19 protein-coding genes are annotated in these 22,426 nt (G+C 62.6%); 13 read left to right on the top strand and 6 right to left on the bottom strand.

All coding sequences use genetic code 11. The features are described 5' to 3' along the window. Nucleotides 1-259: 259 nt before the first annotated feature. Genes JHX88_RS03440 through JHX88_RS03425 form a run of 4 tightly spaced genes read left to right on the top strand, consistent with a single transcriptional unit; the run spans nt 260 to nt 4,848 of the window. Nucleotides 260-1,780, top strand: coding sequence for an ABC transporter ATP-binding protein (locus JHX88_RS03440; protein ID WP_076527480.1), 1,521 nt, complete (start codon nt 260-262; stop codon nt 1,778-1,780). Continuing rightward, nucleotides 1,777-2,853 carry an ABC transporter permease gene (locus tag JHX88_RS03435; protein ID WP_076527443.1) on the top strand — a complete coding sequence of 359 codons (1,077 nt, stop codon included), beginning with the start codon at nt 1,777-1,779 and terminating at the stop codon, nt 2,851-2,853. Before JHX88_RS03440 ends, JHX88_RS03435 begins: the two co-directional genes overlap by 4 nt. Next, nucleotides 2,850-3,737, top strand: coding sequence for an ABC transporter permease (locus tag JHX88_RS03430; RefSeq protein WP_076527442.1), 888 nt, complete (start codon nt 2,850-2,852; stop codon nt 3,735-3,737). Before JHX88_RS03435 ends, JHX88_RS03430 begins: the two co-directional genes overlap by 4 nt. A gap of 31 nt (nt 3,738-3,768) precedes the next feature. Beyond that, nucleotides 3,769-4,848 carry a BMP family ABC transporter substrate-binding protein gene (locus tag JHX88_RS03425; protein WP_076527441.1) on the top strand — a complete coding sequence of 360 codons (1,080 nt, stop codon included), beginning with the start codon at nt 3,769-3,771 and terminating at the stop codon, nt 4,846-4,848. A 100-nt stretch (nt 4,849-4,948) separates the two neighbouring features. Here JHX88_RS03425 and JHX88_RS03420 read toward each other — a convergent pair whose 3' ends face one another. Both JHX88_RS03420 and JHX88_RS03415 read right to left on the bottom strand, forming a co-directional pair. Then, nucleotides 4,949-5,923 (bottom strand): glutathione S-transferase family protein, encoded by a 975-nt coding sequence (locus JHX88_RS03420; RefSeq protein ID WP_076527440.1) that lies wholly within the window; start codon nt 5,921-5,923, stop codon nt 4,949-4,951. 223 nt (nt 5,924-6,146) lie between these two features. After that, the gene (locus JHX88_RS03415; protein WP_076527479.1) at nt 6,147-6,887 is read right to left on the bottom strand and encodes a glucose 1-dehydrogenase; all 741 of its coding nucleotides are present in this window, start codon (nt 6,885-6,887) and stop codon (nt 6,147-6,149) included. Nucleotides 6,888-6,978: 91 nt separating this feature from the next. Between JHX88_RS03415 and JHX88_RS03410 the strand changes: the two genes are divergently transcribed. The 6 genes from JHX88_RS03410 to JHX88_RS03385 all read left to right on the top strand — a co-directional run bounded on the left by JHX88_RS03410 (nt 6,979) and on the right by JHX88_RS03385 (nt 15,118). Then, nucleotides 6,979-7,920, top strand: a complete 942-nt coding sequence (locus JHX88_RS03410) for an ABC transporter permease (RefSeq protein ID WP_076527439.1) — start codon at nt 6,979-6,981, stop codon at nt 7,918-7,920. Next, nucleotides 7,917-8,729, top strand: coding sequence for an ABC transporter permease (locus tag JHX88_RS03405; protein WP_076527438.1), 813 nt, complete (start codon nt 7,917-7,919; stop codon nt 8,727-8,729). Before JHX88_RS03410 ends, JHX88_RS03405 begins: the two co-directional genes overlap by 4 nt. Further along, nucleotides 8,726-10,294 (top strand): ABC transporter ATP-binding protein, encoded by a 1,569-nt coding sequence (locus JHX88_RS03400; protein WP_076527437.1) that lies wholly within the window; start codon nt 8,726-8,728, stop codon nt 10,292-10,294. The genes JHX88_RS03405 and JHX88_RS03400 overlap by 4 nt, the downstream gene beginning before the upstream one ends. Nucleotides 10,295-10,730: 436 nt before the next feature. Next, nucleotides 10,731-11,456 carry a proteasome-type protease gene (locus JHX88_RS03395; protein WP_076527436.1) on the top strand — a complete coding sequence of 242 codons (726 nt, stop codon included), beginning with the start codon at nt 10,731-10,733 and terminating at the stop codon, nt 11,454-11,456. A gap of 57 nt (nt 11,457-11,513) precedes the next feature. Further along, complete coding sequence (locus JHX88_RS03390) at nt 11,514-12,785, top strand: MFS transporter (RefSeq protein ID WP_076527435.1); 1,272 nt, start codon at nt 11,514-11,516, stop codon at nt 12,783-12,785. Between the two features lie 53 nt (nt 12,786-12,838). Next, a complete protein-coding gene (locus JHX88_RS03385; protein ID WP_076527434.1) occupies nt 12,839-15,118 on the top strand; it encodes an NADP-dependent malic enzyme in 2,280 nt (759 codons plus the stop codon). A 77-nt stretch (nt 15,119-15,195) separates the two neighbouring features. On the opposite strand, the gene JHX88_RS03380 is transcribed toward JHX88_RS03385, so the two are convergent. Next, complete coding sequence (locus tag JHX88_RS03380) at nt 15,196-16,788, bottom strand: BCCT family transporter (RefSeq protein WP_076527433.1); 1,593 nt, start codon at nt 16,786-16,788, stop codon at nt 15,196-15,198. Nucleotides 16,789-17,205: 417 nt separating this feature from the next. Here JHX88_RS03380 and JHX88_RS03375 point away from each other — a divergent pair, with 417 nt between their 5' ends. From JHX88_RS03375 to plsY, 3 genes are read left to right on the top strand one after another with little or no spacing between them, the layout of a single operon-like run. Next, nucleotides 17,206-18,168 (top strand): aspartate carbamoyltransferase catalytic subunit, encoded by a 963-nt coding sequence (locus JHX88_RS03375; protein ID WP_076527432.1) that lies wholly within the window; start codon nt 17,206-17,208, stop codon nt 18,166-18,168. An 8-nt stretch (nt 18,169-18,176) separates the two neighbouring features. Continuing rightward, the gene (gene pyrC / locus JHX88_RS03370; protein WP_076527478.1) at nt 18,177-19,457 is read left to right on the top strand and encodes a dihydroorotase; all 1,281 of its coding nucleotides are present in this window, start codon (nt 18,177-18,179) and stop codon (nt 19,455-19,457) included. After that, nucleotides 19,454-20,035, top strand: coding sequence for a glycerol-3-phosphate 1-O-acyltransferase PlsY (plsY, locus tag JHX88_RS03365; protein WP_076527431.1), 582 nt, complete (start codon nt 19,454-19,456; stop codon nt 20,033-20,035). The genes pyrC and plsY overlap by 4 nt, the downstream gene beginning before the upstream one ends. Before the next feature lie 3 nt (nt 20,036-20,038). On the opposite strand, the gene JHX88_RS03360 is transcribed toward plsY, so the two are convergent. The 3 genes from JHX88_RS03360 to JHX88_RS03350 form a co-directional block, all read right to left on the bottom strand. Further along, entirely contained in the window at nt 20,039-20,458 is a 420-nt protein-coding gene (locus JHX88_RS03360) for a hypothetical protein (RefSeq protein ID WP_076527430.1), read from the bottom strand. 108 nt (nt 20,459-20,566) lie between these two features. Then, nucleotides 20,567-20,821 (bottom strand): hypothetical protein, encoded by a 255-nt coding sequence (locus JHX88_RS03355; RefSeq protein WP_076527429.1) that lies wholly within the window; start codon nt 20,819-20,821, stop codon nt 20,567-20,569. Nucleotides 20,822-20,885: 64 nt separating this feature from the next. After that, nucleotides 20,886-22,256 (bottom strand): glutamate--cysteine ligase, encoded by a 1,371-nt coding sequence (locus JHX88_RS03350; RefSeq protein WP_076527428.1) that lies wholly within the window; start codon nt 22,254-22,256, stop codon nt 20,886-20,888. Between the last annotated feature and the right edge of the window lie 170 nt (nt 22,257-22,426).

Raw genomic sequence — 22,426 nt, 5'->3', positions numbered from 1 at the left:
CGCATTTGACAGTGGAGCTTGGCTGAAACAAATGGCGCTTTGCAGGTTCGGTTGACACAAGTCCCCCGCCGGTGATCCCTGGAATGGGTCCATGCCAATCGGATCTTCCGGCAGGATATGCTTGCAAAGCGAGCATTTCGAAAAAACCGGAAGATTTCGAAAGACATATCGGGACAAATCCGCAAGCATGTTGCTGCCCGTGATTGCCCGCATGGATGGTGCCGGGTTATGAAAAGAGAAATTGACCGGAGGGACAAATTTGACCGAGGCCGCAGTGTTCCGGGCAGAAGGGATCGGCAAAAGCTACCCCGGCGTGCGCGCCAATGACGACCTGTCCTTCGCGGTGGCGCGGGGCGAAATTCACGCGTTGCTGGGAGAGAACGGGGCAGGAAAATCCACGCTGGTCAAGATGATATATGGGCTTGTACGCCCCGATGACGGGCAAATGTTCCTGAATGACCGGCCCCATGCCCCCACCGATCCGCGTGCCGCCCGCAATGCGGGTGTTGCGATGGTGTTCCAGCATTTCTCGCTGTTTGATGCCCTGAGCGTGGCGGAAAATATCGCGCTCGGGATGGAAAACCCTCCTCCTCGGCGCGAACTGAAAGCCCGGATCACCCGTGTCAGCCAGGAATATGGTCTGCCGCTTGATCCATCGCGTCGCGTCACCACCCTCTCGGCCGGAGAACGGCAACGAGTCGAGATCATCCGCTGCCTGCTACAGGATCCCCACCTCCTGATCATGGACGAACCAACCAGCGTGTTGACCCCGCAAGAGGCAGAGCTTCTGTTCTCGACCCTGCGCAAACTGGCGGACAAGGGCACATCGATCCTCTATATCAGCCACAAGCTGGAGGAAATCCGCAGTCATTGCGACCGGGCCACCATCCTGCGCAATGGCAAGGTCGTGGCAAGCTGCGATCCCCGTACCCACTCTGCCCGGGAACTCGCCGCGATGATGGTTGGCGGCGAGATGCGGTTGATCGACCGAAGCGGGCGGCAGGTGGGCAAGGAATTGCTGCAGGTCTCAGGATTGTCTCTGCCCGCCGTGAGTGCCGAAGGCACGTCACTGAAGAATGTCTCGCTTTCCCTGAAGGCAGGGGAAATCCTGGGGATCGGCGGCGTAGCGGGCAATGGACAGGAAGAATTGCTGGCAGCCCTGTCCGGAGAGCATCCGAGCGCACCCGGCGCGATCATTTTCGAAGGTCGCAGCATGGGCGCGCTCGGCCCGCAGCAACGGCGGGCGGCGGGGCTTCTGGCGGCGCCGGAGGATCGGTTGGGGCATGCCGCTGTCCCCGATTTCAGCCTGACCGAGAACATCCTGCTGACCGCAGGCCCGCGCAAGGGACTGGTCCGGCGCGGATTGATAGACCACGCAGCCGCGCGCGTCTTTACCGAGACGGTGATCCGCGCTTTCGATGTGCGGACCCCCGGCACTGACACCGCTGCCCGGGCACTGTCCGGTGGCAATCTGCAGAAATTCGTGATCGGGCGAGAGGTCATGCAAGCTCCTCGCGTGCTGGTCGTGAACCAGCCGACATGGGGCGTCGATGCCGGGGCCGCCACTGCGGTCCGGCAATCGCTGCTGGACCTGGCGCGAGACGGCGCGGGAGTCATCGTCATCAGCCAGGACCTGGATGAGCTCATGGAACTTTCCGACCGCTTCTGCGCCCTGAACGAAGGGCGCCTGTCCGAACCGCGCATGACCGCTTCACTCAGCCTCGACGAGATCGGGCTGATGCTGGGTGGCGCGCATGGCATGGAGGATGCGCAGATATGATGCGGCTGGTCCCACGCGACGAAATCTCTGCGGGCTGGCAGATCGCAACTCCGCTGCTGGCCGTGCTGGCGACCATGATCGCGGGAGGGATCCTGTTCACGGTGATGGGCTATGACCCGGTCGCGGCGATCCGCACGATCTTTTGGGATCCGTTATTCGGATCGGCGGCCTCCTATTCGCGCCCGCAACTTCTGGTCAAAGCCGCGCCGCTGATCCTGATCGCCTCGGGACTGGCCATGGGGTTCCGCGCCGGTATCTGGAATATCGGTGCCGAGGGGCAATATATCATCGGCGGCATCACCGGCGCAGCGGTGGCGCTGGTCGCCTATCCCGCCGAGGGGATGTGGATCTTCCCGGCGATGGTGCTGGCCGGGGCCTTGGGCGGGTGGGCCTGGGGCATGGTTCCCGCAATGCTGCGCAACTGGTTCGGTGCATCCGAGATCCTGGTGTCGCTGATGCTGGTCTATGTCGCACAGAAGGTGGCCGCCTGGATGGCCTTTGGCCCGATGAAGAACCCCGAGGGTTTCGGCTTTCCCGGCTCTCGCAACCTGCAGCAATATCCGGCCGCCTCCAACCCCGAGCTGATCGCCGGAACCGGCGCGCATTGGGGCGTCGTCGCGGCTGCCGCAGCGGTGCTGGTCACATGGTTCCTTATCAGCCGCCACATTCGCGGCTTTCATATCCGCGCGGCCGGCCTTGCCCCCCGCGCGGCGCGTTTCGCGGGTGTCCGCCCCGAAACACTGGTCGCCTTCTGCCTTGGCTTGTCGGGCGCCTGTGCCGGGATGGCCGGGCTGTTCGAAGTATCCGGTCCCGCCGGTCAGATCACCGACAGTTTCGGTTCGGGCTACGGTTTCACCGCGATCATCGTGGCCTTTCTCGGCCGCTTGCATCCAGTCGGCATCCTGCTGGCGGGCCTGCTGCTGGCGCTGACCTATATCGGGGGCGAATTGGCGCAGCTTACCTTGCAACTGCCGGCGGCGACGGTGCAGGTGTTCCAGGGAATGCTGCTGTTCTTCCTGCTCGGCTTCGACTTGCTGACTCGTTTCCGTCTCCAGCGGGGTATCGCCGCATGATCGATCCGCTATCCATTTTCCTGCTGCTCCTGTCGGCCTCGACTCCGATCCTGTTCGCCGCCCTGGGCGAGCTGATCACCGAGCGCGCGGGCGTGCTGAATCTCGGGGTCGAAGGGATGATGATCGTCGGGGCCCTGGCCGGGTTCGCCGCGGCCCATGCAACCGGCAACCCGTTTATCGGATTCGCAGTGGCCGCGCTCGCCGGGGCCGCCGTCTCGATGAGTTTCGCGATGTTGACGCAATTCCTGCTGGCCAACCAGGTGGCTTCGGGCCTGGCGCTAACCCTGTTCGGATTAGGCTTGGCCGCGCTGTTCGGCAAGCCGCTGGAAGGGATCAAGGCCCCCGCGATGTCCCCCGGACCGCTGAACATCAACTGGATCGTCTGGTTGGGCGTCGCGATGGTCCCGGTGATCTGGTGGTTCCTGAACCGGTCCCGAGCCGGCCTGATCCTGCGCGGAGTGGGCGAGAACCACGACGCGGCCTATGCCCTCGGCTACCCGGTGCGCCTGGTGCGGATCACGGCAATCGGGTTCGGCGGCGCGATGGCGGGTGTCGGCGGGGCCTTTCTCTCGATCGCCATCGTGCTGCAATGGACCGAGGGCATGACCGCGGGCGCGGGCTGGATCGCGCTGGCCATCGTGGTGTTTTCCAACTGGACCGCATTCGGCGTTCTCGCCGGAGCCTGGCTGTTCGGCGGCGTTACCGTGCTGCAGCTGCGATTGCAGGCGGCGGGCGTATCCGTCCCGGTGCAGTTTCTGTCGATGGCGCCATATCTTGCCACGATCCTCGTGCTCGTGCTGATATCGGCCAAGCAAAAATACAGCAGACGGGCAGGCCGCGCCGCGCCTGGATCGCTCGGAAAGAATTTTCATGCGCTGCGTTAAGGCGTGGCGGAAAACCAGCAGGAGAGTAAACATGAACCGTAGAAAACTGATGGCAACCTTTGCCGTGATCCCGGCAATCGGACTCGCCACCCCGGTATTCGCGCAGGACGAGCCGCTGAAGGTCGGCTTCATCTATGTCGGTCCGGTGGGCGATGGCGGCTGGACCTATCAGCATGACCTGGGCCGCCAGGCAATCGAGGAGGAATTCGGCGACAAGGTCGAAACGACCTTCATCGAAAGCGTGCCCGAAGGTGCCGACGCCGAACGTGCGCTCAGCCAGTTGGCGCTGGCGGGCAACGAGTTGATCTTTGCGACCAGCTTCGGATTCATGGATCCGGTGATCAATGTCGCCGCCAAGTTCCCGGATGTGAAATTCGAACACGCCACCGGCTACAAGCGCGCCGAGAATGTCGCCACCTATGACGCCCGCTTCTACGAGGGCCGCGCCGTGATGGGGACTATCGCGGGCCGAATGACCGAGTCGAACAAGATCGGCTATATCGGCTCTTTCCCCATCCCCGAGGTGATCCAGGGGATCAACAGCAGCTACATCCATGCCCGCAAGGTGAACCCCGATGTCGAGATGAAGGTGGTCTGGGCCTATAGCTGGTTCGATCCCGCGAAAGAGGCCGATGCCGCGTCGGCCCTGATTTCCGAGGGCGTGGACGTGATCCTGCAGCATACGGACTCGACCGCGCCTCTGGCGAAGGCCCAGGAGGCCGGTGCAATCGGCTTTGGTCAGGCCAGCGACATGTCGAACTTCAAACCTTCGCCCCGCGTGTCATCGATCATCGACAACTGGGCACCGTATTATATCGAGCGTGTCGGCCAGGTTCTCGACGGCACCTGGGAATCCAAGGCCACATGGGCGGGGATCGCCGGTGGCGAAGTCGAGATCGGCGAAATCACCGAAGCCGTTCCCGCCGAGGTGAAGGAAGAGGCGCTGGCACTGAAAGACAAGATCGCGTCGGGAGAGTACCACCCTTTCACGGGCCCGCTGAACAAGCAGGACGGCAGCGAATGGCTGGCCGAGGGGCAGGTCGCGACGGATGAGGAATTGTCAGGCATGAACTTCTTCGTCGAAGGGATCACCGCCAAGATTCCGGAATAGGTGAACCGAACAAGAAAGCCAGACAGGCCGGGTGATCCCCCGGCCTGTCGGAAAGCATTCCTCATCCGTTTCCGACAGTCAGCCCTGCTGGATCGGCAGTTCAGCCGCGGCCATGTGGCGCGGTCCAGTCGATCACCGGGTTGACCGGAATGATCCGGTTCGGATTTATCGTGTCATGACTATAATGGTAGTGCCGCACGATATGATCGAAATTCACCGTCCCGGCAATTCCCGCCACCTGGTATAGTTCTCGCGTCCAGCCCCAGAGATTGGGATATTCCCGCAACCACGCCCGATTGCATTTGAAATGCGTGTGATAGACCGGATCGAAGCGGACCAGGGTGGTGAACAGACGCCAATCGGCCTCTGTCAGCCGGTCGCCGGTCAGGTAGCGGCGCGTGCTCAGGATATCCTCCAGCCAGTCGAGGCTGTCGAATAGCGGCACGACAGCCTCATCATAGGCTTTCTGACTAGTAGCGAAACCGGCCTTGTAAACGCCGTTATTCACCGTGTCATAAATACGCTCGTTCAATGCGTCGATCTCGGGGCGCAGATCGGCGGGGTAGTAATCATCCGTGTTTCCGGTCAACCCGTCGAATGCCGAGTTGAACATGCGGATGATCTCGGCGCTTTCATTGCTGACGATCGTGCCGCGCTGCTTGTCCCACAGCACCGGAACGGTCACGCGCCCCGAGGCCTTGGGATCGGCACGCAGATAGATGTCGCGCAGGAAACGCGTGTTGAACAGATCGTCGCCTGTCGCGCCCGGAAAGTCGGTGCGGAACTCCCATCCGTCTGACAGCATGTCCGGATGAACGACGGAAACGCCGATATGGGGCGCCAGCCCCTTGAGCTCGCGAAAGATTAACGTCCGGTGCGCCCAGGGACAGGCGAAGCTGACATAGAGGTGGTAGCGCCCGCTTTCCGCAGGAAATCCGCCCTCGCCCGAAGGTCCCTTTGCACCGTCAGCCGTAATCCAGTTGCGCCACGAGGTCGTGCTGCGTTCGAACCGCCCGCCCGTGCTTTTCGTATCGTACCAGACGTCATGCCAGACGCCGTCTACAAGCTGTCCCATCTGAAGCCTCTCCTGAATTTCGCCTTGGCCGGTGCCGGTTGCACGGGCCCTTCATGTCACGCATCGCAAGGACAATGCCCATTCGAGCCGTTCCGATCCAGACAAGGGGGCCGGAACTCCGCGTTCGCTTGTACCGAACACCAGAGGCGTTTGCTGCGGCAAGCAGGATAACGAGCCGAAACACGGCAGCCGGACTGACAACCCGGCAAGCTGCATGTCCCACCTAGATACAGCGCCCGCCATCGACCTCCATCGCGACCCCGGTAATCATCGATGCTTCGTCCGAGGCAAGGAAACAGGCGGCATTGCCCAGATCCTCGGGCGTCGAGAAACGGCCGATCGGGATCGTCGACAGGAATTTCGCCCGCATCTCGGGGGTGTCCTCGCCCATGAAGCTTTTCAGCAGGGGCGTTTCGCCCGCGACAGGGTTGAGCGCGTTCACGCGGATGCCGAAAGGCGCGAGTTCCACCGCCATGGCCTTGGTCGCGGTGATCAGCCAGCCCTTCGAGGCATTGTACCAGTTCAGGCGTGGGCGCGGAGAGACCCCCGCGGTCGAGGCGATATTGACGATTGCGCCCCGCCCTGCCTCTTTCATGATCGGCACGATTTCTCGCGACATCAGGTAGACCGATTTGCAATTGACCGACATCACCCGGTCGAAATCCTCTTCGCTGACATCCTCCATCAAGGTGGGCAGATGCGTCACCCCGGCATTGTTCACCACGATATCGATCCCACCCAGCCTTGCCCGCGTCTCTCGGGCCAACTCTGCCACGCTCCGGGAGTCGGCTACATCGGCGCGAACGGCCTGGCCACCGATCTCTTCGGCGATCCGCGCGGCAGCCTCGCCATTGATGTCGGCCACCATGACCCGCGCGCCCTCCGCCGCGAATTTGCGTGCGATACCCGCGCCAAAGCCCGAGCCGCCTCCGGTGACGATGGCCGTCTTGTCCTGCAATCTCATCTTTTCCTCCATCCTTTGCCGGCATGATCGCAGAGTGAGCCGCCGCCGCAAGCCACTTTACCCCACCAGATGCGCGGATTAACGTCCTGTCATGCTGCGTTATTCCTTCCGCCGGATATTGTCGTTGGGGCTGAGCCTGCTGGTCGCCTCGGCGGTGATCTTTTCGGTGGTCGAACTGGTGCCCGGAGACCCGGCAAGCTTCATGCTGGGAACCGGCGCGCAGCCCGAGACCATCGCCGCATTGCGCGAGCAGATGGGGTTGGACCAATCTCTGCCGCTTCGCTATGCGAACTGGCTGGGGGCGCTGCTGCAGGGCGATTTCGGGCAGAGCTTCACCTACAAGGCGCCCATTTCCGAACTGATCGGCGACCGGCTGCAAGTATCGCTGGCGCTGGCGGTTCTGGCCCTGCTCCTGGCGGCCTTCATCGCGCTGCCGGTGGGCATCTATGCCGCCGCACGCCGGGGCCGGGCCGGCGATGCGGCAGTGATGGGCGGCACGCAACTGGGGATCGCGCTACCGAATTTCTGGTTCGCGATGCTGCTGGTGCTGCTTTTCGCGGTCAAGCTGCAATGGCTGCCTGCTGGCGGCTTTCCCGGATGGTCCGATCCGCTGGCCGGGCTGAAGGCACTGATCCTGCCCGCCGTGGCGCTTGCCCTGCCGCAGGCCGCAATCCTTGCCCGGGTGCTGCGATCCGCGCTGATCGAGACACAGGGGCAGGATTATATCCGCACCGCCCGCGCCAAGGGGCTTACCGCCGGGCAAGTGCTGCGGCGGCATGCACTGCGCAACGCATTGATCCCCGTACTGACGATCATGGGCATGCAGTTTTCTTTTCTGCTGGCCGGAGCGATCATCATCGAGAATGTCTTCTACCTGCCGGGATTGGGGCGGCTGATCTTTCAGGCGATCAACCAGCGCGACCTGATCGTCGTGCAATCCGCCGTTCTCGTGCTGGTGGCGGCGGTCATCACCGTGACCTTCATCGTCGATCTCGCCTATGCCCTGGTCGATCCGCGATTGAGGCAACGATGAGGCCCGGCACGATCCTTGGCGCTCTGCTTGCCGGTCTGGCGGTGCTGGCGGCGGCGATCTCTTTCCTGTGGACGCCGTATGACGTGACGCAGATGGCCATCGCGGACAAGCTGATGCCGCCAAGTGCCGGGCATTGGCTGGGAACCGATCATTTCGGGCGGGACATCCTGTCGATGATCATGGTCGGTGCACGGGTGTCCATCGCCGTGGCGCTGGTCGCGGTCGGGATCGGCATGGGGTTGGGTGTGCCATTGGGACTAGTCGCGGCGGCGCGGCGCGGCAGTTGGCTGGAAGAGGCGATCATGCGGGGCAATGACCTGATCTTCGCCTTTCCCTCGCTGGTCATCGCGATCCTGATCACGGCGATTTTCGGGCCATCGGCGGTCAATGCAATCATCGCCATCGGCATCTTCAACATTCCCGTTTTCGCCCGCGTCACGAGGGGCGGAGCCCTGCCCTTGTGGACACTGGACTATATCCGCGCCGCCGAGGTTTCGGGCAAGGGGGCGGCGCTGATCAGCCTGCAGCATGTCCTGCCCAATATCGCCAACCTGCTGATCGTGCAGGGTACCATCCAGTTCAGTCTCGGCATCCTGGCCGAGGCCGGGTTGTCCTATGTCGGCCTTGGCGCGCAGCCGCCCACCCCAAGCTGGGGCCGGATGCTGGCCGAGGCGCAGACCATGGTGACACTGGCCCCGCATGTCGCGATCATTCCCGGATTGTGCATCCTGCTGACGGTGCTGGGGCTGAACCTGTTGGGCGATGGGCTGCGCGATGCCCTGGACCCGCGGCTGAAAGTGATGCGATGATCGAGGCGCGCAAGCTCTCCGTTTCGATCAAAGGCACCGCGATCCTGCAAAAGGTCGATCTGCGGCTCACCCCCGGCACGATCACCGGGTTGGTCGGGGAATCCGGCAGCGGCAAGTCCATTACATCGCTTGCAATCATGGGGCTGTTGCCGCGCGGGGCGAGGGCGTCGGGTCAGATCATGCTGGATGGGCAGGACCTGCTGTCCACGCCCGAGGCGCAGATGTGCAAGATCCGTGGAAACCGTATCGGAATGATTTTCCAGGAACCGATGACCGCCTTGAATCCGCTGATGAATATCGGCGATCAAGTGGCCGAGGTGCTGCGCATCCATCATCGTATGGACCGGGGGGCGGCGCTGGCCCGTGCGCGGGAAAAACTGGACCGGGTCGGCCTGCCAGAGCCGCGCTTTCCCTTGACCCTCTTTCCGCATGAACTGTCGGGCGGGCAACGCCAGCGGGTCGCCATCGCGCTGGCCATCGCCGAGCGTCCCGACCTGCTGATCGCGGATGAACCGACCACCGCGCTGGACGTGACCACGCAGGCGCAAATCCTTGATTTGCTGGCAGGTCTGGTACGTGACGAAGGCATGGCGATGCTGCTGATTACCCATGACCTTGCCGTCGTCGCGGGTATCGCCGACCGGGTGGCGGTGATGAAGGCGGGCGAGATTGTCGAGGAAGGCCCGACCGAGGCATTGTTCCGCAGGCAGGCGCATCCCTATACGCGCGAACTTTTCGCAGCCTCGCGCCATGTTCCGGCCGGCGGAGGCTCTACGGACGAGCAGGAGCCTCTGCTGCAGGTCGATAGCGCGGTTCGGGAATATCGCCTGCCGGGGAACGCGGGTATCTTGCGGGCGGTGGATGGGGTCAGCCTGACGATCGGGTGCGGTGAAAGCGTCGGGCTGGTGGGCGAATCCGGTTGCGGGAAATCCACTCTGACACGGGCAATTCTGGGGCTCGATCCGCTGCAGGGAGGAAAAATTCGCGTTTCCGGGCAAGAGGTTACGGCAGGCCGTTCGATGCCGCGAGAATTGCGCGCCAAGGCGCAGGTGGTCTTTCAGGACCCGTTCGGCAGCTTCAATCCGCGCTGGCGGGTCGAGCGGCTGGTGGCCGAGCCATTCCATCTGACAGGCCGCCCGAACGACTGGCGCAGCCGTGTCAGTGCGGCGCTGGAAGAGGTCGGCCTGTCAGCCACGGACAGCCGCAAATATATCCATGAGTTCTCGGGCGGGCAGCGTCAGCGGATCGCCATTGCCCGCGCGCTGATCATTCGACCCGAACTCATCGTCTTGGATGAGGCGGTCAGTGCGCTGGATGTCCGTGTCCGGTCGCAAGTGCTTGATTTGCTGGCTGATCTAAGGCGCAGCCACGGGCTTTCCTATCTCTTCATCAGCCATGACCTGTCGGTCGTGCGGGGCGTGGCCGACCGGGTTCTGGTGATGGAGAAGGGCCGGATCGTCGAGGACGGTCCCGCCAAACGGATCATCGAGGCGCCCAGCCATCCCTATACGCAAAGCCTGATCAAGGCGATGCCGCGCATCCCCGAGGATTGGGTCGCCGCCTGAGGGTTTTCACCCTGACCGGCGAGCGTTGCGGCAGGAGCGCGCGTTGCTTTGCGCAACAGCGCCGATCATGAGAGCCTCCGGCCCAGCAATTGCTGGGTTTTCGCCTGTGACATCCGTACACCGGACGTGCACAACCTGTACACAGGGTGTGCACAGCCTTTGCAAGAATGCGTCGCCGACCACCATTCTCGGCATCACGCAACCGTTTTACCGCAAAGTCCCGTGCAGATTGAACCATCGAAGCGCAACGAGAGCGGCCAGAGAGCGCCCTTCTCTCTTCATCCGTTCCGGCGGATGGCATCGCAGACAGAGCCAGGTTCGGTTGCGACGCCTCATCAACCGAAACACCCTTGCCAAAGCAGATGATAGAGCAGAGATTGCGCCGTGGAATCCCGGTCCGGAGATATCGGGCAGGTTTAATCGGGGCGTTTTTCGAATGACCTATTGCGTCGGTCTGAAACTCGATGCCGGGCTTGTGCTGTTGTCGGATACGCGCACGAATGCCGGCCTCGACAATATCGCCAGCTACCGCAAGATGTTCTTTTTCGAGCAACCGGAAGAGCGCGTGATCGCGATCATGACCGCCGGCTCGCTGTCGCTGACCCAGACCACGCTTGCGCGGCTGGAAGAAGCCACCGAGGACGAGGCGGCGGATGAGACGAGTTCGGTCCTGAAAGCGCCGTCGATGCTGCGTGTCGCCTCTATCATCGGGGATACGCTGGCGCGCACGCGGCGCGAGATCGTCGAACAGCACCGCGAACTCAGCCAGAGGGCCTCGGCAAGCATGATCGTCGCCGGCCAACGCAAGGGCGGGGACATGCGCATGTTCCTGATCTACCCGGAGGGCAATTTCATCGAGGCGACCGAGGACACGCCCTTCCTGCAGATCGGCGAGCATAAATACGGCAAACCGATCCTCGACCGGGTCGTCCGGCCCGAGACCAGCCTTGCCGATGCGCAAAAGGCGGTGCTCCTGTCCATGGACTCGACCCTGCGGTCGAACCTGTCGGTCGGCATGCCGCTGGATCTGGCGGTGATCGAAAAGGACGCTTGCACCATTTCGATGAAACGCCGAATCGAAGAGGGCGATCCCGATTTCATGCATATGAGCGCCGCATGGTCCGCCGCCCTGCGCGACAGCTTTGCGAAAGTCTCTCTCTGACGCCAGGACGAAGAACTGCCGCTTGCGGGCCATGACGCGCGGCGCTAGCCTCTGCCGATGCGCAGCCCCCTTGCCCGTTTCATCGCAGCCTCCGGCCTTACCAATCTGGGGGACGGGATCGCGCTGGTCGCATGGGCATGGCTGGCCACGCAACTGACCCGCGACCCGCTGCTGATCGCGTTGGTGCCTGTCGCGCTCAAGGCGCCGTGGTTCGTGTTCTCACTGCCTGCGGGACTGCTTATCGACCGGATTGACCGGCGCCGGGCAATCCTTGCCGCCGATATGATCCGTGTCGTCGCCTATGTCAGCGCCGCCATCGCCATCTGGATAGCGCTGCCCTTCGATCCGCCGCCCCTGCGCGGCACCGATCAGCCGGTCGTCTTCACCCTGATCGCGATCTGCGCCATCACCGTCGGCGCGGCCGAGGTCCTGCGCGACAATGCCGCCCAGACCATCCTGCCCTCGCTGATCCCCGAGGAAGGGCTGGAGCGCGCGAATGGCCGGTTATGGTCGGTCGAGATGGTGATGAACCTTTTCGTCGGCACGGCGCTGGCAGGGGTTCTGATCGGCGTTTCGCTGGCATTGCCCTTCGCCGTCAACGCCGCCGCGATGGCGCTTGCCGTGGGTCTCGTTTTTTGCCTGCATGGCGATTTCCGCGCCGATATCTCGGGAGAACCCATGCAAGACCGCAACTGGCGCGTTGAGCTGCGTGAAGGCCTCGCCTTTCTGCTGAGCCAGCCGATCCTGCGGGGGCTGGCCCTTTTGACCGGTTTCTTCAATTTCGCCTTCGAGGCGATGATGGTCACGCTGGTCCTGATCGTGCAGGAGAGGCTGCAGCTTGGTCCACTGGCCCTTTCTGCGATCATGGCGTCTGGCGCGGTCGGTGGGGTTGCGGCAGGGCTGGTCAATGACCGCATCGTGACCCGCTTTGGCCGGGGGCGCGTCCTGCAAGCGGCGATGATCTCGACCTTTGCCTTTCCGCTGACGGTGCTGCTGTCAAGCAGCGGTTACGGCGCTTTGGCCGTGATTTGCGCAGGGTTTCTTATCAGCGAGTTCGGTGGCATCTTGTGGAACACGGTTTCGGTCTCGTACCGGCAACGGCACATTCCACGCAGATTACTGGGCCGGGTGAATTCGGCCTACCGGCTGTTCGCCATCGGCATGGCCCCCTTCGGGATGTTGGTCGCGGGCCTTCTGACCCGCAGCTTTAGTGACCTGTTCGGGCGGGAATTCGCGTTGACGGTTCCCTTCTGGCTGGCCATAGCAACCTTCGCGACGATCACTCTGACCTATTGGCGTTTCCTAGGCCGGTCTTTTGAAAGCCGTTGAGGCCCCCGGTGCGGCGCGCTAAGCAGGTCGGACGTAGTCAGGGGGGAACCAGTATGGTCGATAAGAACCGCAGCAAGTCACGCATCACGCCCGAAGAGGCGCTGGCCTATCACATGGAGCCGCGTCCGGGGAAATTCGACATCATCGCCTCGACCCCGATGACAACGCAGCGTGACCTGTCGCTGGCTTATTCTCCTGGTGTCGCGGTGCCGGTGCAGGCCATCGCGGACCGGCCCGAGACGGCCTATGATTATACCAACAAGGGCAACATGGTCGCGGTCGTCTCGAACGGCACTGCCATCCTGGGGCTTGGCAATCTGGGCGCGCTGGCCTCGAAGCCGGTGATGGAGGGCAAGTCGGTGCTGTTCAAGCGCTTTGCCGATGTCAACGCCATCGATATCGAGCTGGACAGCGAGGACCCGGAAGAGATCATCAGTGCCGTCCGGCTGATGGGGCCGGCCTTCGGCGGGATCAACCTTGAGGATATCAAGGCGCCGGAATGTTTCATCATCGAGCAGCGCCTGAAAGAAGCGATGGATATCCCGGTCTTCCATGACGATCAGCACGGGACCGCCGTGATCTGTGCGGCCGGGCTGATCAACGCTCTGGAGCTGACCGGCAAGAAGATCGAGGATGTGAAGATCGTGCTCAATGGCGCGGGGGCGGCGGGGATCGCATGTCTGGAGCTGTTGAAGTCGATGGGTGCGGGGCATGACAACTGTATCATGTGCGACACCAAGGGCGTGATCTACCAGGGCCGGACCGAGGGCATGAACCAGTGGAAATCGGCCCATGCGGTGGTGACCGAGGCGCGTAGCCTGGAAGAGGTGATGAAGGGCGCCGACGTGTTCCTTGGCGTGTCCGTCAAGGGGGCGGTGACGCAGGAGATGGTGCAATCCATGGCCGACAATCCGGTCATCTTCGCCATGGCAAATCCCGATCCGGAGATCACCCCCGAGGATGCCCATGCCGTGCGCGCCGATGCGATCGTGGCCACGGGGCGCAGCGATTACCCCAACCAGGTCAACAATGTGCTGGGCTTCCCCTATCTGTTCAGGGGCGCGCTGGACATTCATGCCCGCGCCATCAATGACGAGATGAAGATCGCCTGCGCCCGCGCCCTGGCCGGGCTGGCGCGCGAGGATGTGCCCGACGAGGTGGCCGCCGCCTATGGCCGCAAGCTGCAATTCGGCCGCGACTATATCATTCCCACCCCATTCGATCCCCGGTTGATCCATGTCGTGCCTCCGGCAGTGGCCAGGGCCGGGATGGATACCGGGGTCGCCCGTCGCCCGATCATCGACATGGAGGGCTATATCCAGTCGCTGAAGGCGCGGATGGATCCGACCGCGGCGATCCTGCAGGGAATGCACGCCCGCGCGCGTAATTCTCAGGCCCGGATGATCTTTGCCGAGGGCGACGATCCGCGCGTGTTGCGCGCCGCCGTGGCATGGCAGCGTGGCGGCATGGGGCAGGCGCTGGTCGTGGGCCGCGAGAATGACGTCAAGGAAAAGCTGGAGGCGGCGGGGCTTGCCGATGCCGTCCGCGAGATCACGGTGGTCAATGCCGCCAATACCCGCCATCTCGAGGCTTATCACGATTTCCTCTATGCCCGGCTTCAGCGCAAGGGCATGGACCGGGAGGACACCAACCGGCTGGCCAATCGCGACCGGCATGTCTTTGCCGCCTTGATGCTCGCGCATGGGCATGGCGACGGGCTGGTAACGGGGGCGACACGCAAGAGCGCGCATGTGCTGGACCAGATGGGGCAGGTCTTCGATCTGCGTCCGCAAGACGGGGCTGTCGGGATCACCGCCATCTTGCACAAGGGGCGGATCGTATTGATTGGCGACACGCTGGTGCATGAATGGCCCGAGGCCGAGGACCTGGCCGATATCGCCACGCGCGGCGCGGTCGTGGCGCGGGGATTGGGGCTGGAGCCGCGTGTCGCCTTCCTGTCATTCTCGAATTTCGGCTATCCGGTCAGCGAGCGCGCCACCAAGATGGCGGAGGCACCGATGGTGCTGGATGCGCGCAAGGTGGATTTCGAATATGAGGGCGAGATGACGGTGGATGTCGCCCTGAACCCGGAATCGGCGGCGCGCTATCCCTTCAGCCGCCTGACCGGCCCCGCCAATGTCATGGTGATGCCCGCAAGGCATTCGGCCTCGATCTCGGTCAAGCTGATGCAGGAGATGGCCGGTGCAACGGTGATCGGACCGATCCTGACGGGGGTTCCGCAGCCTATCCAGATTTGCTCGACCACTTCGACGGTGAACGACATCCTGAACATGGCCGCGATATCGGCAGGTGGCTTGGGAACGGTGAAATAGGCCGCGTCAGACGGTCCAGCGCGGGCCTGACATGGGAAAGGCAGGGTCACCCCTGCCTTTCCCTGCTTCCAAATGGCTCAAAGCGTCTCGAGCTTCGGCGGCGGACCGACCTTCACGCGGCCGACATCCTCCTTGGAAAGTGCCTTCATCAACGAGAACATCATGATGAACACGAGGATGAAGACCGGCAAGCCGATCACGGTGATGACCTGCTGCAGCGCGTCCAGGCCCGCCTGCCCCGCCAGCACGATCAACATCATCGCCAACACGCCTTCAGACACACCCCAGAAGACCCGCTGACGAACCGGCCCCGGATCCTCCTCTCCGGTGCAGAGCATGTCCACCACCAGCGAGGCCGAGTCAGACGATGTCGCGAAGAAAATCGCTACGATCAGGATCGCGATGCCGTTGATCAGCTTGGTCGCCGGGAACTGCTCGAAGAAGACGAACATGGCCGTGGCGACATTTTCCTGCACCGCGGAAACGATCCCGCCGCCAGTACCGTCGCCACCGATCCCCGCGATCTGCATCGCCGACCAGCCGAAGATAGAGAACCAGACCAGCGTGAAGAGTGATGGTGCGAACATCACCCCCAGGACGAATTCACGGATCGTCCGCCCGCGCGAGATGCGGGCCACGAAGATGCCGACGAATGGTGACCAGGTCACTGTCCAGGCCCAGTAGAACACGGTCCAGCTTCCCTGCCAGCCCCACCCCCCGTCTTCGCGGGTATATTGCGCCAAGGTGTCATTCCAGAATGACATCGGGAATATGTTGCTGAGATAGATGCCCAGGGTCTCGACGATGCTGCGCAGCAGGAACACGGTCGATCCGGCGAAAAGCACGAAGAGCATCAGGCCGACCGCCATCAGGATATTGATATTGGACAGCAGCTTAACGCCCGCATCCAGACCGGCCACGATCGAACTGACGGCAACGGCGGTCAGCAGCACGATGATGATGACCTTCGTGCCGACATTATCGTCAAAGCCGAACAGCTCGCTGAGGCCGGCACTGATCTGGTTGGTGCCGAGACCAATCGAGACCGCCACACCGAACAGCGTGCCGACGATCGCGAAGATGTCGAGGGTCTTGCCGATCGGCCCGTAGATCCTGTCCTTGATCAGCGGATAGAAGGCCGAACTGAATCGCACGGGCAGTTTGTGCCGATAAATGAAATAGGCGAAGGCCAGCCCCGGCAAAGTAAAGATGGACCATGTATGCAGACCAAGGTGATAGAGGGCGAATCCCATGGCATCGGTGGATGCCTCGACCGAGAATGGTTGCACCTCTCCATGCGGTGGCTGAGAAAAGTGATAGATCGGCTCGGCCACGCCCCAGAACATCAGCACGGTGCCGACCCCCCCGGCAAACAACATGGCAAACCATGATGCATTGCCGTAGGTTGGTCGTTCATCCTCTCCGCCAAGACGGATCGAGCCGTAGCGGCCCAGAGCGACCCATAGCAAGAATACGACCCATGTGGTCACACCAAAGATGAAGAACCAACCCAGATTGGTCACGACCCAGGTCCGGGCGGCGCCGAAAAAGGCCCCGATCGGTTCCTTGGCGACGAGCAGGGCCAGAAGAAATGCAACCATGATCCCTGCAGACCAGAAAAATATGGTCACATCCGTCCTGAGCCCCAATCTTTTTGCTAAACTTTCCATAAAAATCCTCCCGAAATAATCTGGCTCCGCCGATCAAGTTGTGCAGATATTCCTGCCCGCCTCCCCAACGGCCTGATATGTGCGGCCTTAAAAATGCAGTTTCTTCAAAATGATCCCCGCATCCGACGAGCACCTCTGCCAGCATATGACCGACAACAGCCCTACTGACCGTATCGTCTAGGCTGCACGCTATGCCAGATCAAAACAAGATAATTTTTCTTTACTATATCAATAATTTACTAGTCAGCTCGCTCCTGTGTCCCGGCATTCCCGCCGGATGTCACATGGTATATGCCGTGCCGGTTCAAGATAGGCGCCGGGCAATGATAATGGTCATGACAAGTGGTTCACCCTGCTTGCCGCACCGCCCGCCATCTGCGATAGAAGACCCGATCCCATCCCGATCAGAGGCAGCCCATGACATTCCGCGCCCGTCATCTTCTGGGCATAGACCACCTCGCACCGTCCGAAATTTCCACCCTGCTGGACCTGGCCGAGGAATATGTCGCCCTGAACCAGCGCACGGTGAAACATTCCGACGCGTTGGCGGGGATGACCCAGATCAACATGTTCTTCGAGAATTCAACCCGCACGCAGGCCAGTTTCGAGCTCGCGGGAAAGCGGCTCGGAGCCGATGTGATGAACATGGCCATGGCGCATTCCAGCGTGAAGAAAGGCGAGACGCTGATCGACACGGCGCTGACGCTGAATGCCATGCATCCCGATCTGCTGGTCGTGCGCCATGGTCATTCCGGCGCGGTGAACCTTCTGGCAGAAAAGGTGAATTGCGCTGTCATCAATGCCGGCGACGGGCGGCACGAGCATCCCACACAGGCATTGCTGGACGCGCTGACCATCCGCCGCGCCAAGGGCAGACTGCAACGGCTGACCGTCGCCATCTGCGGCGACATCGCCCATAGCCGGGTGGCGCGCTCCAACCTGATCCTCCTGGGCAAGATGGAAAACCGCATCCGCCTGATCGGACCTTCGACGCTGATGCCCTCGGGCGTGGAAGAAATGGGGGTCGAGCTTTACGAGGACATGCGCGAGGGGTTGAAGGGTGCCGATGTCGTCATGATGCTACGCCTTCAGCGCGAGCGCATGGATGGCGGCTTCATCCCCTCCGAGCGGGAATATTACCATCGTTGGGGGCTGGATCCCGAAAAGCTGGCTCTGGCCGCCGATGATGCCATTGTCATGCATCCCGGTCCGATGAATCGCGGTGTCGAGATCGATGGCACCATCGCCGACGATATCAACCGCAGCGTCATCCAGGATCAGGTCGAGATGGGCGTGGCCGTGCGCATGGCGGCGCTTGATCTGCTAGCACGGAACTTGCGCGCCGAACGGGGACGCGCGGCGGCGGGAGTGACAGTATGAGCGCGGATATGACGACCCTCTTCACCAATGCCCGCCTGATCGACCCCGAGGCGCAGACCGACGCCCCGGGCAGCCTCTTGGTCAGGGATGGCCGGATCGAGGGGATCGGCGCCCCCGATGAGCCTGCCCCCGAAGGCGCAACCGTGATCGACTGCCGAGGCAGCGCGCTAGCCCCCGGACTGGTCGATTGGGGCGTCAAGATCGGCGAGCCGGGAGAGAGGCACAAGGAAAGCTTCCGCAGCGCCGGCCTCGCGGCGGCGGCAGGTGGCGTGACCACCCTGATTGCCCGACCCGACACATTGCCGCCCATCGACACACCGGAATCGTTGGAGTTCGTGACCCGGCGCGCCTTGGACGCGCCCGTGAACATCCTTCACATGGCCGCGCTGACCAAGGGCCGCGAAGGCCGCGAGATGGTCGAGCTTGGGTTTCTCACCGATCTTGGTGCCGTTGCTTTCAGCGACGGCGTCCGCGTCGTCACCGACACCAAGCTGCTGTCGCGCTGCATGACCTATGCAAGGGGCACGGGCGCACTGATCGTCGGACATCCGCAGGAGGCGGGACTGTCGAAAGGCGCGGCGGCGACCAGCGGAAAATTCTCCTCGCTCTACGGCATTCCATCGGTGTCACCCATGGCAGAGGTCATGGGACTGGACCGTGATCTTTCACTGGTCGCCATGACCCGATGCCGCTGGCATGCGGACCAGATCACCACCGCACGCGCCCTGCCCGCGCTGACCCGCGCACGCGATGCAGGGCTGGACGTGACGGCGGGGATCTCGATCCATCATCTGACATTGAACGAATATGACGTGGGGGATTACCGCACGTTCTTTCGCTTCACCCCTCCGCTACGCTCCGAGGATGATCGGCAGGCAATGGTGCAGGCGGTGGCGGATGGAAGCATTGATGTGATCGCCAGTTTTCACACCCCGCAGGACGAGGAATCCAAGCGCCTGCCCTTCGAAGCTGCCGCGCCGGGCGCAGTGGGGTTGCAGACCCTGCTGCCTGCGGCGATGCGGCTTTATCACCAGGGCGGGCTGTCATTGCCGCAGCTTTGGCGAGCCCTGACGCTGAACCCGGCCCGCAGGCTAGGGCTGGAAGCAGGGCGGCTCACCAACCGCGCCCCCGCCGACCTGGTCCTGTTCGATCCGGACGCCCCCTTTGTTCTCGACCGTTTCAAACTGCTTTCGAAATCCAAGAACACTCCATTCGACGGCGCCCGGATGGAGGGACGCGTGCTCGGCACATGGGTCGGCGGCAAGCGCGTATTCGGAGGCGAGACATGAGCCTGATCCTGTGGACGGTTCTTGGTTATCTGATTGGCTCCATCCCCTTCGGAATGGTCATTGCCCGCGTGATGGGATTGGGCGATCTGCGTCAGATCGGCTCGGGCAATATCGGGGCGACAAATGTCTTGCGCACGGGCAACAAGCCCGCCGCATTGGCGACTCTGCTGCTGGATTCCGGCAAGGGAGCCATCGCCGTTCTTCTGGCGCGCTACTTCGCCGGAGACGTCGCGGCCATGTTGGCGGGCGGGGCGGCCTTTCTGGGCCATTGCTTCCCGGTCTGGCTTGGCTTCAGGGGCGGCAAGGGCGTCGCCACCTTTCTTGGCACATTGATCGCATTGCACTGGCCCCTGGGGCTGGGTGCCTGCGCCATCTGGCTTCTGACCGCGATCATCAGCCGCATCAGCAGCCTTTCGGCATTGATGGCCGCCGCCTTTGCGCCGGTGTTGGCATGGGCCATGGGGCGGAGCGATCTGATCCTCGTCTGCCTGTTCATCGCAGCGCTGATCTTTATCCGTCATAAGACCAATATCACCCGGCTGCTGGACGGATCGGAACCCCGGATCGGCAAAAGGTAACGTTCAGCGCGTCGCGACCAGGCGCTTGCCCTCTGGGCGGGTGGGGCGTTGAGGTGCGGAAATTGTTTCGGGTTCCGGCTCCTCCGGCGCCTCGCGCATCGGGCTTGGCGTGAAGGGCCGCGCAGGTGTGGACCCGGCAACCGGGGCAGCCAGACCATCCCGACTTGCCATCTGCTGCAAGGCATTCGCCCCACGCCGCGCCGAGGCGGCGATGGACATCAGCGCAAGGCACGCCCCTGCCAGCAGTATCAACGCCACGGCCCCGACCAGCCCGGCATAGATCGGCAGCGGCGGCACGCCCTCGGCCTGACGGACAAGCGTGACCACCGCCGTAACCAGGGCCACCAGCCCGATCACGAATACCACGCCCACCAATCGTTGAACCCAGCCCATCAGATCCGCCCGCATCTCACCCTCGGTCACATATCCGCTTTCCTTCGGGTGCCACCAGAGACCGCTCTTTTCAAGCGGGCAAGGCGATGCGGGCGGTCACCTTGTCGTGCGTTGTCTGACAGGCCCAGCCCACAGAGATCAGGAGCGGGCGTTCAACTGCTCGATCGCCTCGGCGGTACGGCGGGTGTTATTGTAGATCCCCAGCCCCAGGTAGACCATGCCCCCCATCAGGACCAGGTAGATCGCACCAGCGACCCAGACCATCAGGCCCTGCAGGAAACCGCCCTGGGCGCTGAACATAGCGACGAGGCCCGATATCACCACCGCAACCGCCCCAATGACGATCACCACATTGATGATCCGCTCCATCCACAGAATGAAAAAGTCACGCATCCAATATTCTCCATAAATTCTCACGATAGCGTGAGGCTCTCATGGCAAATACCGGAGCGCAAGTTCAGTAGGAATATTCGGCATAGATTTTCGACAGATCGCCGTGCCAATCACCTTTGTATTTGTCCAGCAACTCATCGGCGGGCACCTTACCGGTATCGATGCTTTCCCTGAGGGCATTCAGGAAATGCGTCTCGTCCGGAACCAATCCGCCCGCACCCTCGCGGCGACGATTCTTCAACCCCTGCTCGGCGATGGCCAGCACTTCGCGTGCCAGGTCATGCATGCGGATGCCGCCCGCCTCTCCGGCCAGGGCATGTTTGCCCGCCGCACGCCGCAGCCCCTCGCGGGTCTCGTGATCCCAGCCCTTCACCAGGTCCCATGCCGCGTCCAGCGCCTCCTGATCATAAGTCAACCCGACCCATAGCGCGGGCAAGGCACACAGCCTGCGCCACGGGCCACCATCGGCACCGCGCATCTCGATGAATTTCTTGAGCCGCGCCTCGGGGAATACCGTGGTCAGGTGATCGGCCCAGTCCGACAGGGTCGGGATCTCGCCCGGCAATGCCGGAAGCTTGCCCTGCAGGAAGTCGCGGAAACTTTGGCCGAGCGCGTCGACATAGCGCCCGTCGCGATAGACGAAATACATCGGCACATCGAGGACGTAATCCACCCAGGCATCATATCCGAAACCATCTTCGAAGACGAAGGGCAGCATCCCGGTCCGCGCATCGTCCAGATTCTGCCAGATATGCGCGCGCCAGCTTTTCATGCCATTGGGCTTGCCGTCGAGGAAGGGCGAATTGGCGAAAAGAGCATTTGCCACCGGCTGCAGCGACAACGCCACGCGCAGTTTCTGCACCATGTCGGGTTCGGAGGCGAAATCCAGGTTCACCTGCACGGTGCAGGTGCGATACATCATCTGCTTGCCCAGGGTGCCGACGCGATCCATGTAATCGGTCATCAGCCGATAGCGTCCCTTGGGCATCATCGGCATCTGATCCTGCGTCCAGATCGGCGCGGCGCCCAGGCCAATGAAGCCCGCGCCGATCTCGTCGGCAACGGTCTTCACTTCGGCCAGATGCTGGTTCACCTCGTCGCAGGTCTGGTGGATGGTCTCCAGCGGCGCGCCGGAAAGTTCGAGTTGGCCGCCGGGTTCAAGGCTGACATTGGCCCCGTCGCGTTCCAGCCCGATGATGTTGCCCTGCTCCTCGACCGGGCTCCAGCCGAACCGCTCCTGCAGGCCGGTCAACATCGCCTTGATCGAACAATCGCCCTCATAGGGAAGCGGCAGCTGCTTGTCCTTGCAATAGCCGAATTTCTCGTGCTCGGTGCCGATCCGCCACGCATCGCGGGGCTTCTCTCCGTCGGCAAGATAAGCCGCCAGTTGATCGCGGCTTTCGATCGGGCCTCCGCCCTGTTGGGGAATAGACATGGGAACGGGGCCTTTCCAAGGTTACCGGTCGGTCACAGGTGGCAACAGGCGGAGCCCAAGTCAACCCGCCTTGAACCGGTTACGACCCCGATCAGAGCGGTTTCACGGCATCCCACGATAACCGGGGAGCGTCGCTTCGTCACCGGGACATTGGCATGAAGAAGAAGAGG

This window comes from Paracoccus saliphilus, assembly GCF_028553805.1.
GTDB lineage: Bacteria > Pseudomonadota > Alphaproteobacteria > Rhodobacterales > Rhodobacteraceae > Paracoccus > Paracoccus saliphilus.
The sequence above is the reverse complement of the archived record's forward strand: the minus strand, read 5'-3'. Positions and strand labels throughout refer to the sequence as shown.

Excerpts from the sequence above, each read along its gene's own strand:
- JHX88_RS03415 (WP_076527479.1), bottom strand. The coding sequence starts at position 6,887 with ATGAGATTGCAGGACAAGACGGCCATCGTCACCGGAGGCGGCTCGGGC.
- JHX88_RS03350 (WP_076527428.1), bottom strand. The coding sequence starts at position 22,256 with ATGTCTATTCCCCAACAGGGCGGAGGCCCGATCGAAAGCCGCGATCAA.
- JHX88_RS03390 (WP_076527435.1), top strand. The coding sequence starts at position 11,514 with ATGCGCAGCCCCCTTGCCCGTTTCATCGCAGCCTCCGGCCTTACCAAT.
- pyrC (WP_076527478.1), top strand. The coding sequence starts at position 18,177 with ATGACGACCCTCTTCACCAATGCCCGCCTGATCGACCCCGAGGCGCAG.
- JHX88_RS03430 (WP_076527442.1), top strand. The coding sequence starts at position 2,850 with ATGATCGATCCGCTATCCATTTTCCTGCTGCTCCTGTCGGCCTCGACT.
- JHX88_RS03385 (WP_076527434.1), top strand. The coding sequence starts at position 12,839 with ATGGTCGATAAGAACCGCAGCAAGTCACGCATCACGCCCGAAGAGGCG.
- plsY (WP_076527431.1), top strand. The coding sequence starts at position 19,454 with ATGAGCCTGATCCTGTGGACGGTTCTTGGTTATCTGATTGGCTCCATC.
- JHX88_RS03380 (WP_076527433.1), bottom strand. The coding sequence starts at position 16,788 with ATGGAAAGTTTAGCAAAAAGATTGGGGCTCAGGACGGATGTGACCATA.
- JHX88_RS03355 (WP_076527429.1), bottom strand. The coding sequence starts at position 20,821 with ATGCGTGACTTTTTCATTCTGTGGATGGAGCGGATCATCAATGTGGTG.
- JHX88_RS03410 (WP_076527439.1), top strand. The coding sequence starts at position 6,979 with ATGCTGCGTTATTCCTTCCGCCGGATATTGTCGTTGGGGCTGAGCCTG.
- JHX88_RS03435 (WP_076527443.1), top strand. The coding sequence starts at position 1,777 with ATGATGCGGCTGGTCCCACGCGACGAAATCTCTGCGGGCTGGCAGATC.
- JHX88_RS03375 (WP_076527432.1), top strand. The coding sequence starts at position 17,206 with ATGACATTCCGCGCCCGTCATCTTCTGGGCATAGACCACCTCGCACCG.
- JHX88_RS03425 (WP_076527441.1), top strand. The coding sequence starts at position 3,769 with ATGAACCGTAGAAAACTGATGGCAACCTTTGCCGTGATCCCGGCAATC.
- JHX88_RS03420 (WP_076527440.1), bottom strand. The coding sequence starts at position 5,923 with ATGGGACAGCTTGTAGACGGCGTCTGGCATGACGTCTGGTACGATACG.
- JHX88_RS03395 (WP_076527436.1), top strand. The coding sequence starts at position 10,731 with ATGACCTATTGCGTCGGTCTGAAACTCGATGCCGGGCTTGTGCTGTTG.
- JHX88_RS03400 (WP_076527437.1), top strand. The coding sequence starts at position 8,726 with ATGATCGAGGCGCGCAAGCTCTCCGTTTCGATCAAAGGCACCGCGATC.
- JHX88_RS03405 (WP_076527438.1), top strand. The coding sequence starts at position 7,917 with ATGAGGCCCGGCACGATCCTTGGCGCTCTGCTTGCCGGTCTGGCGGTG.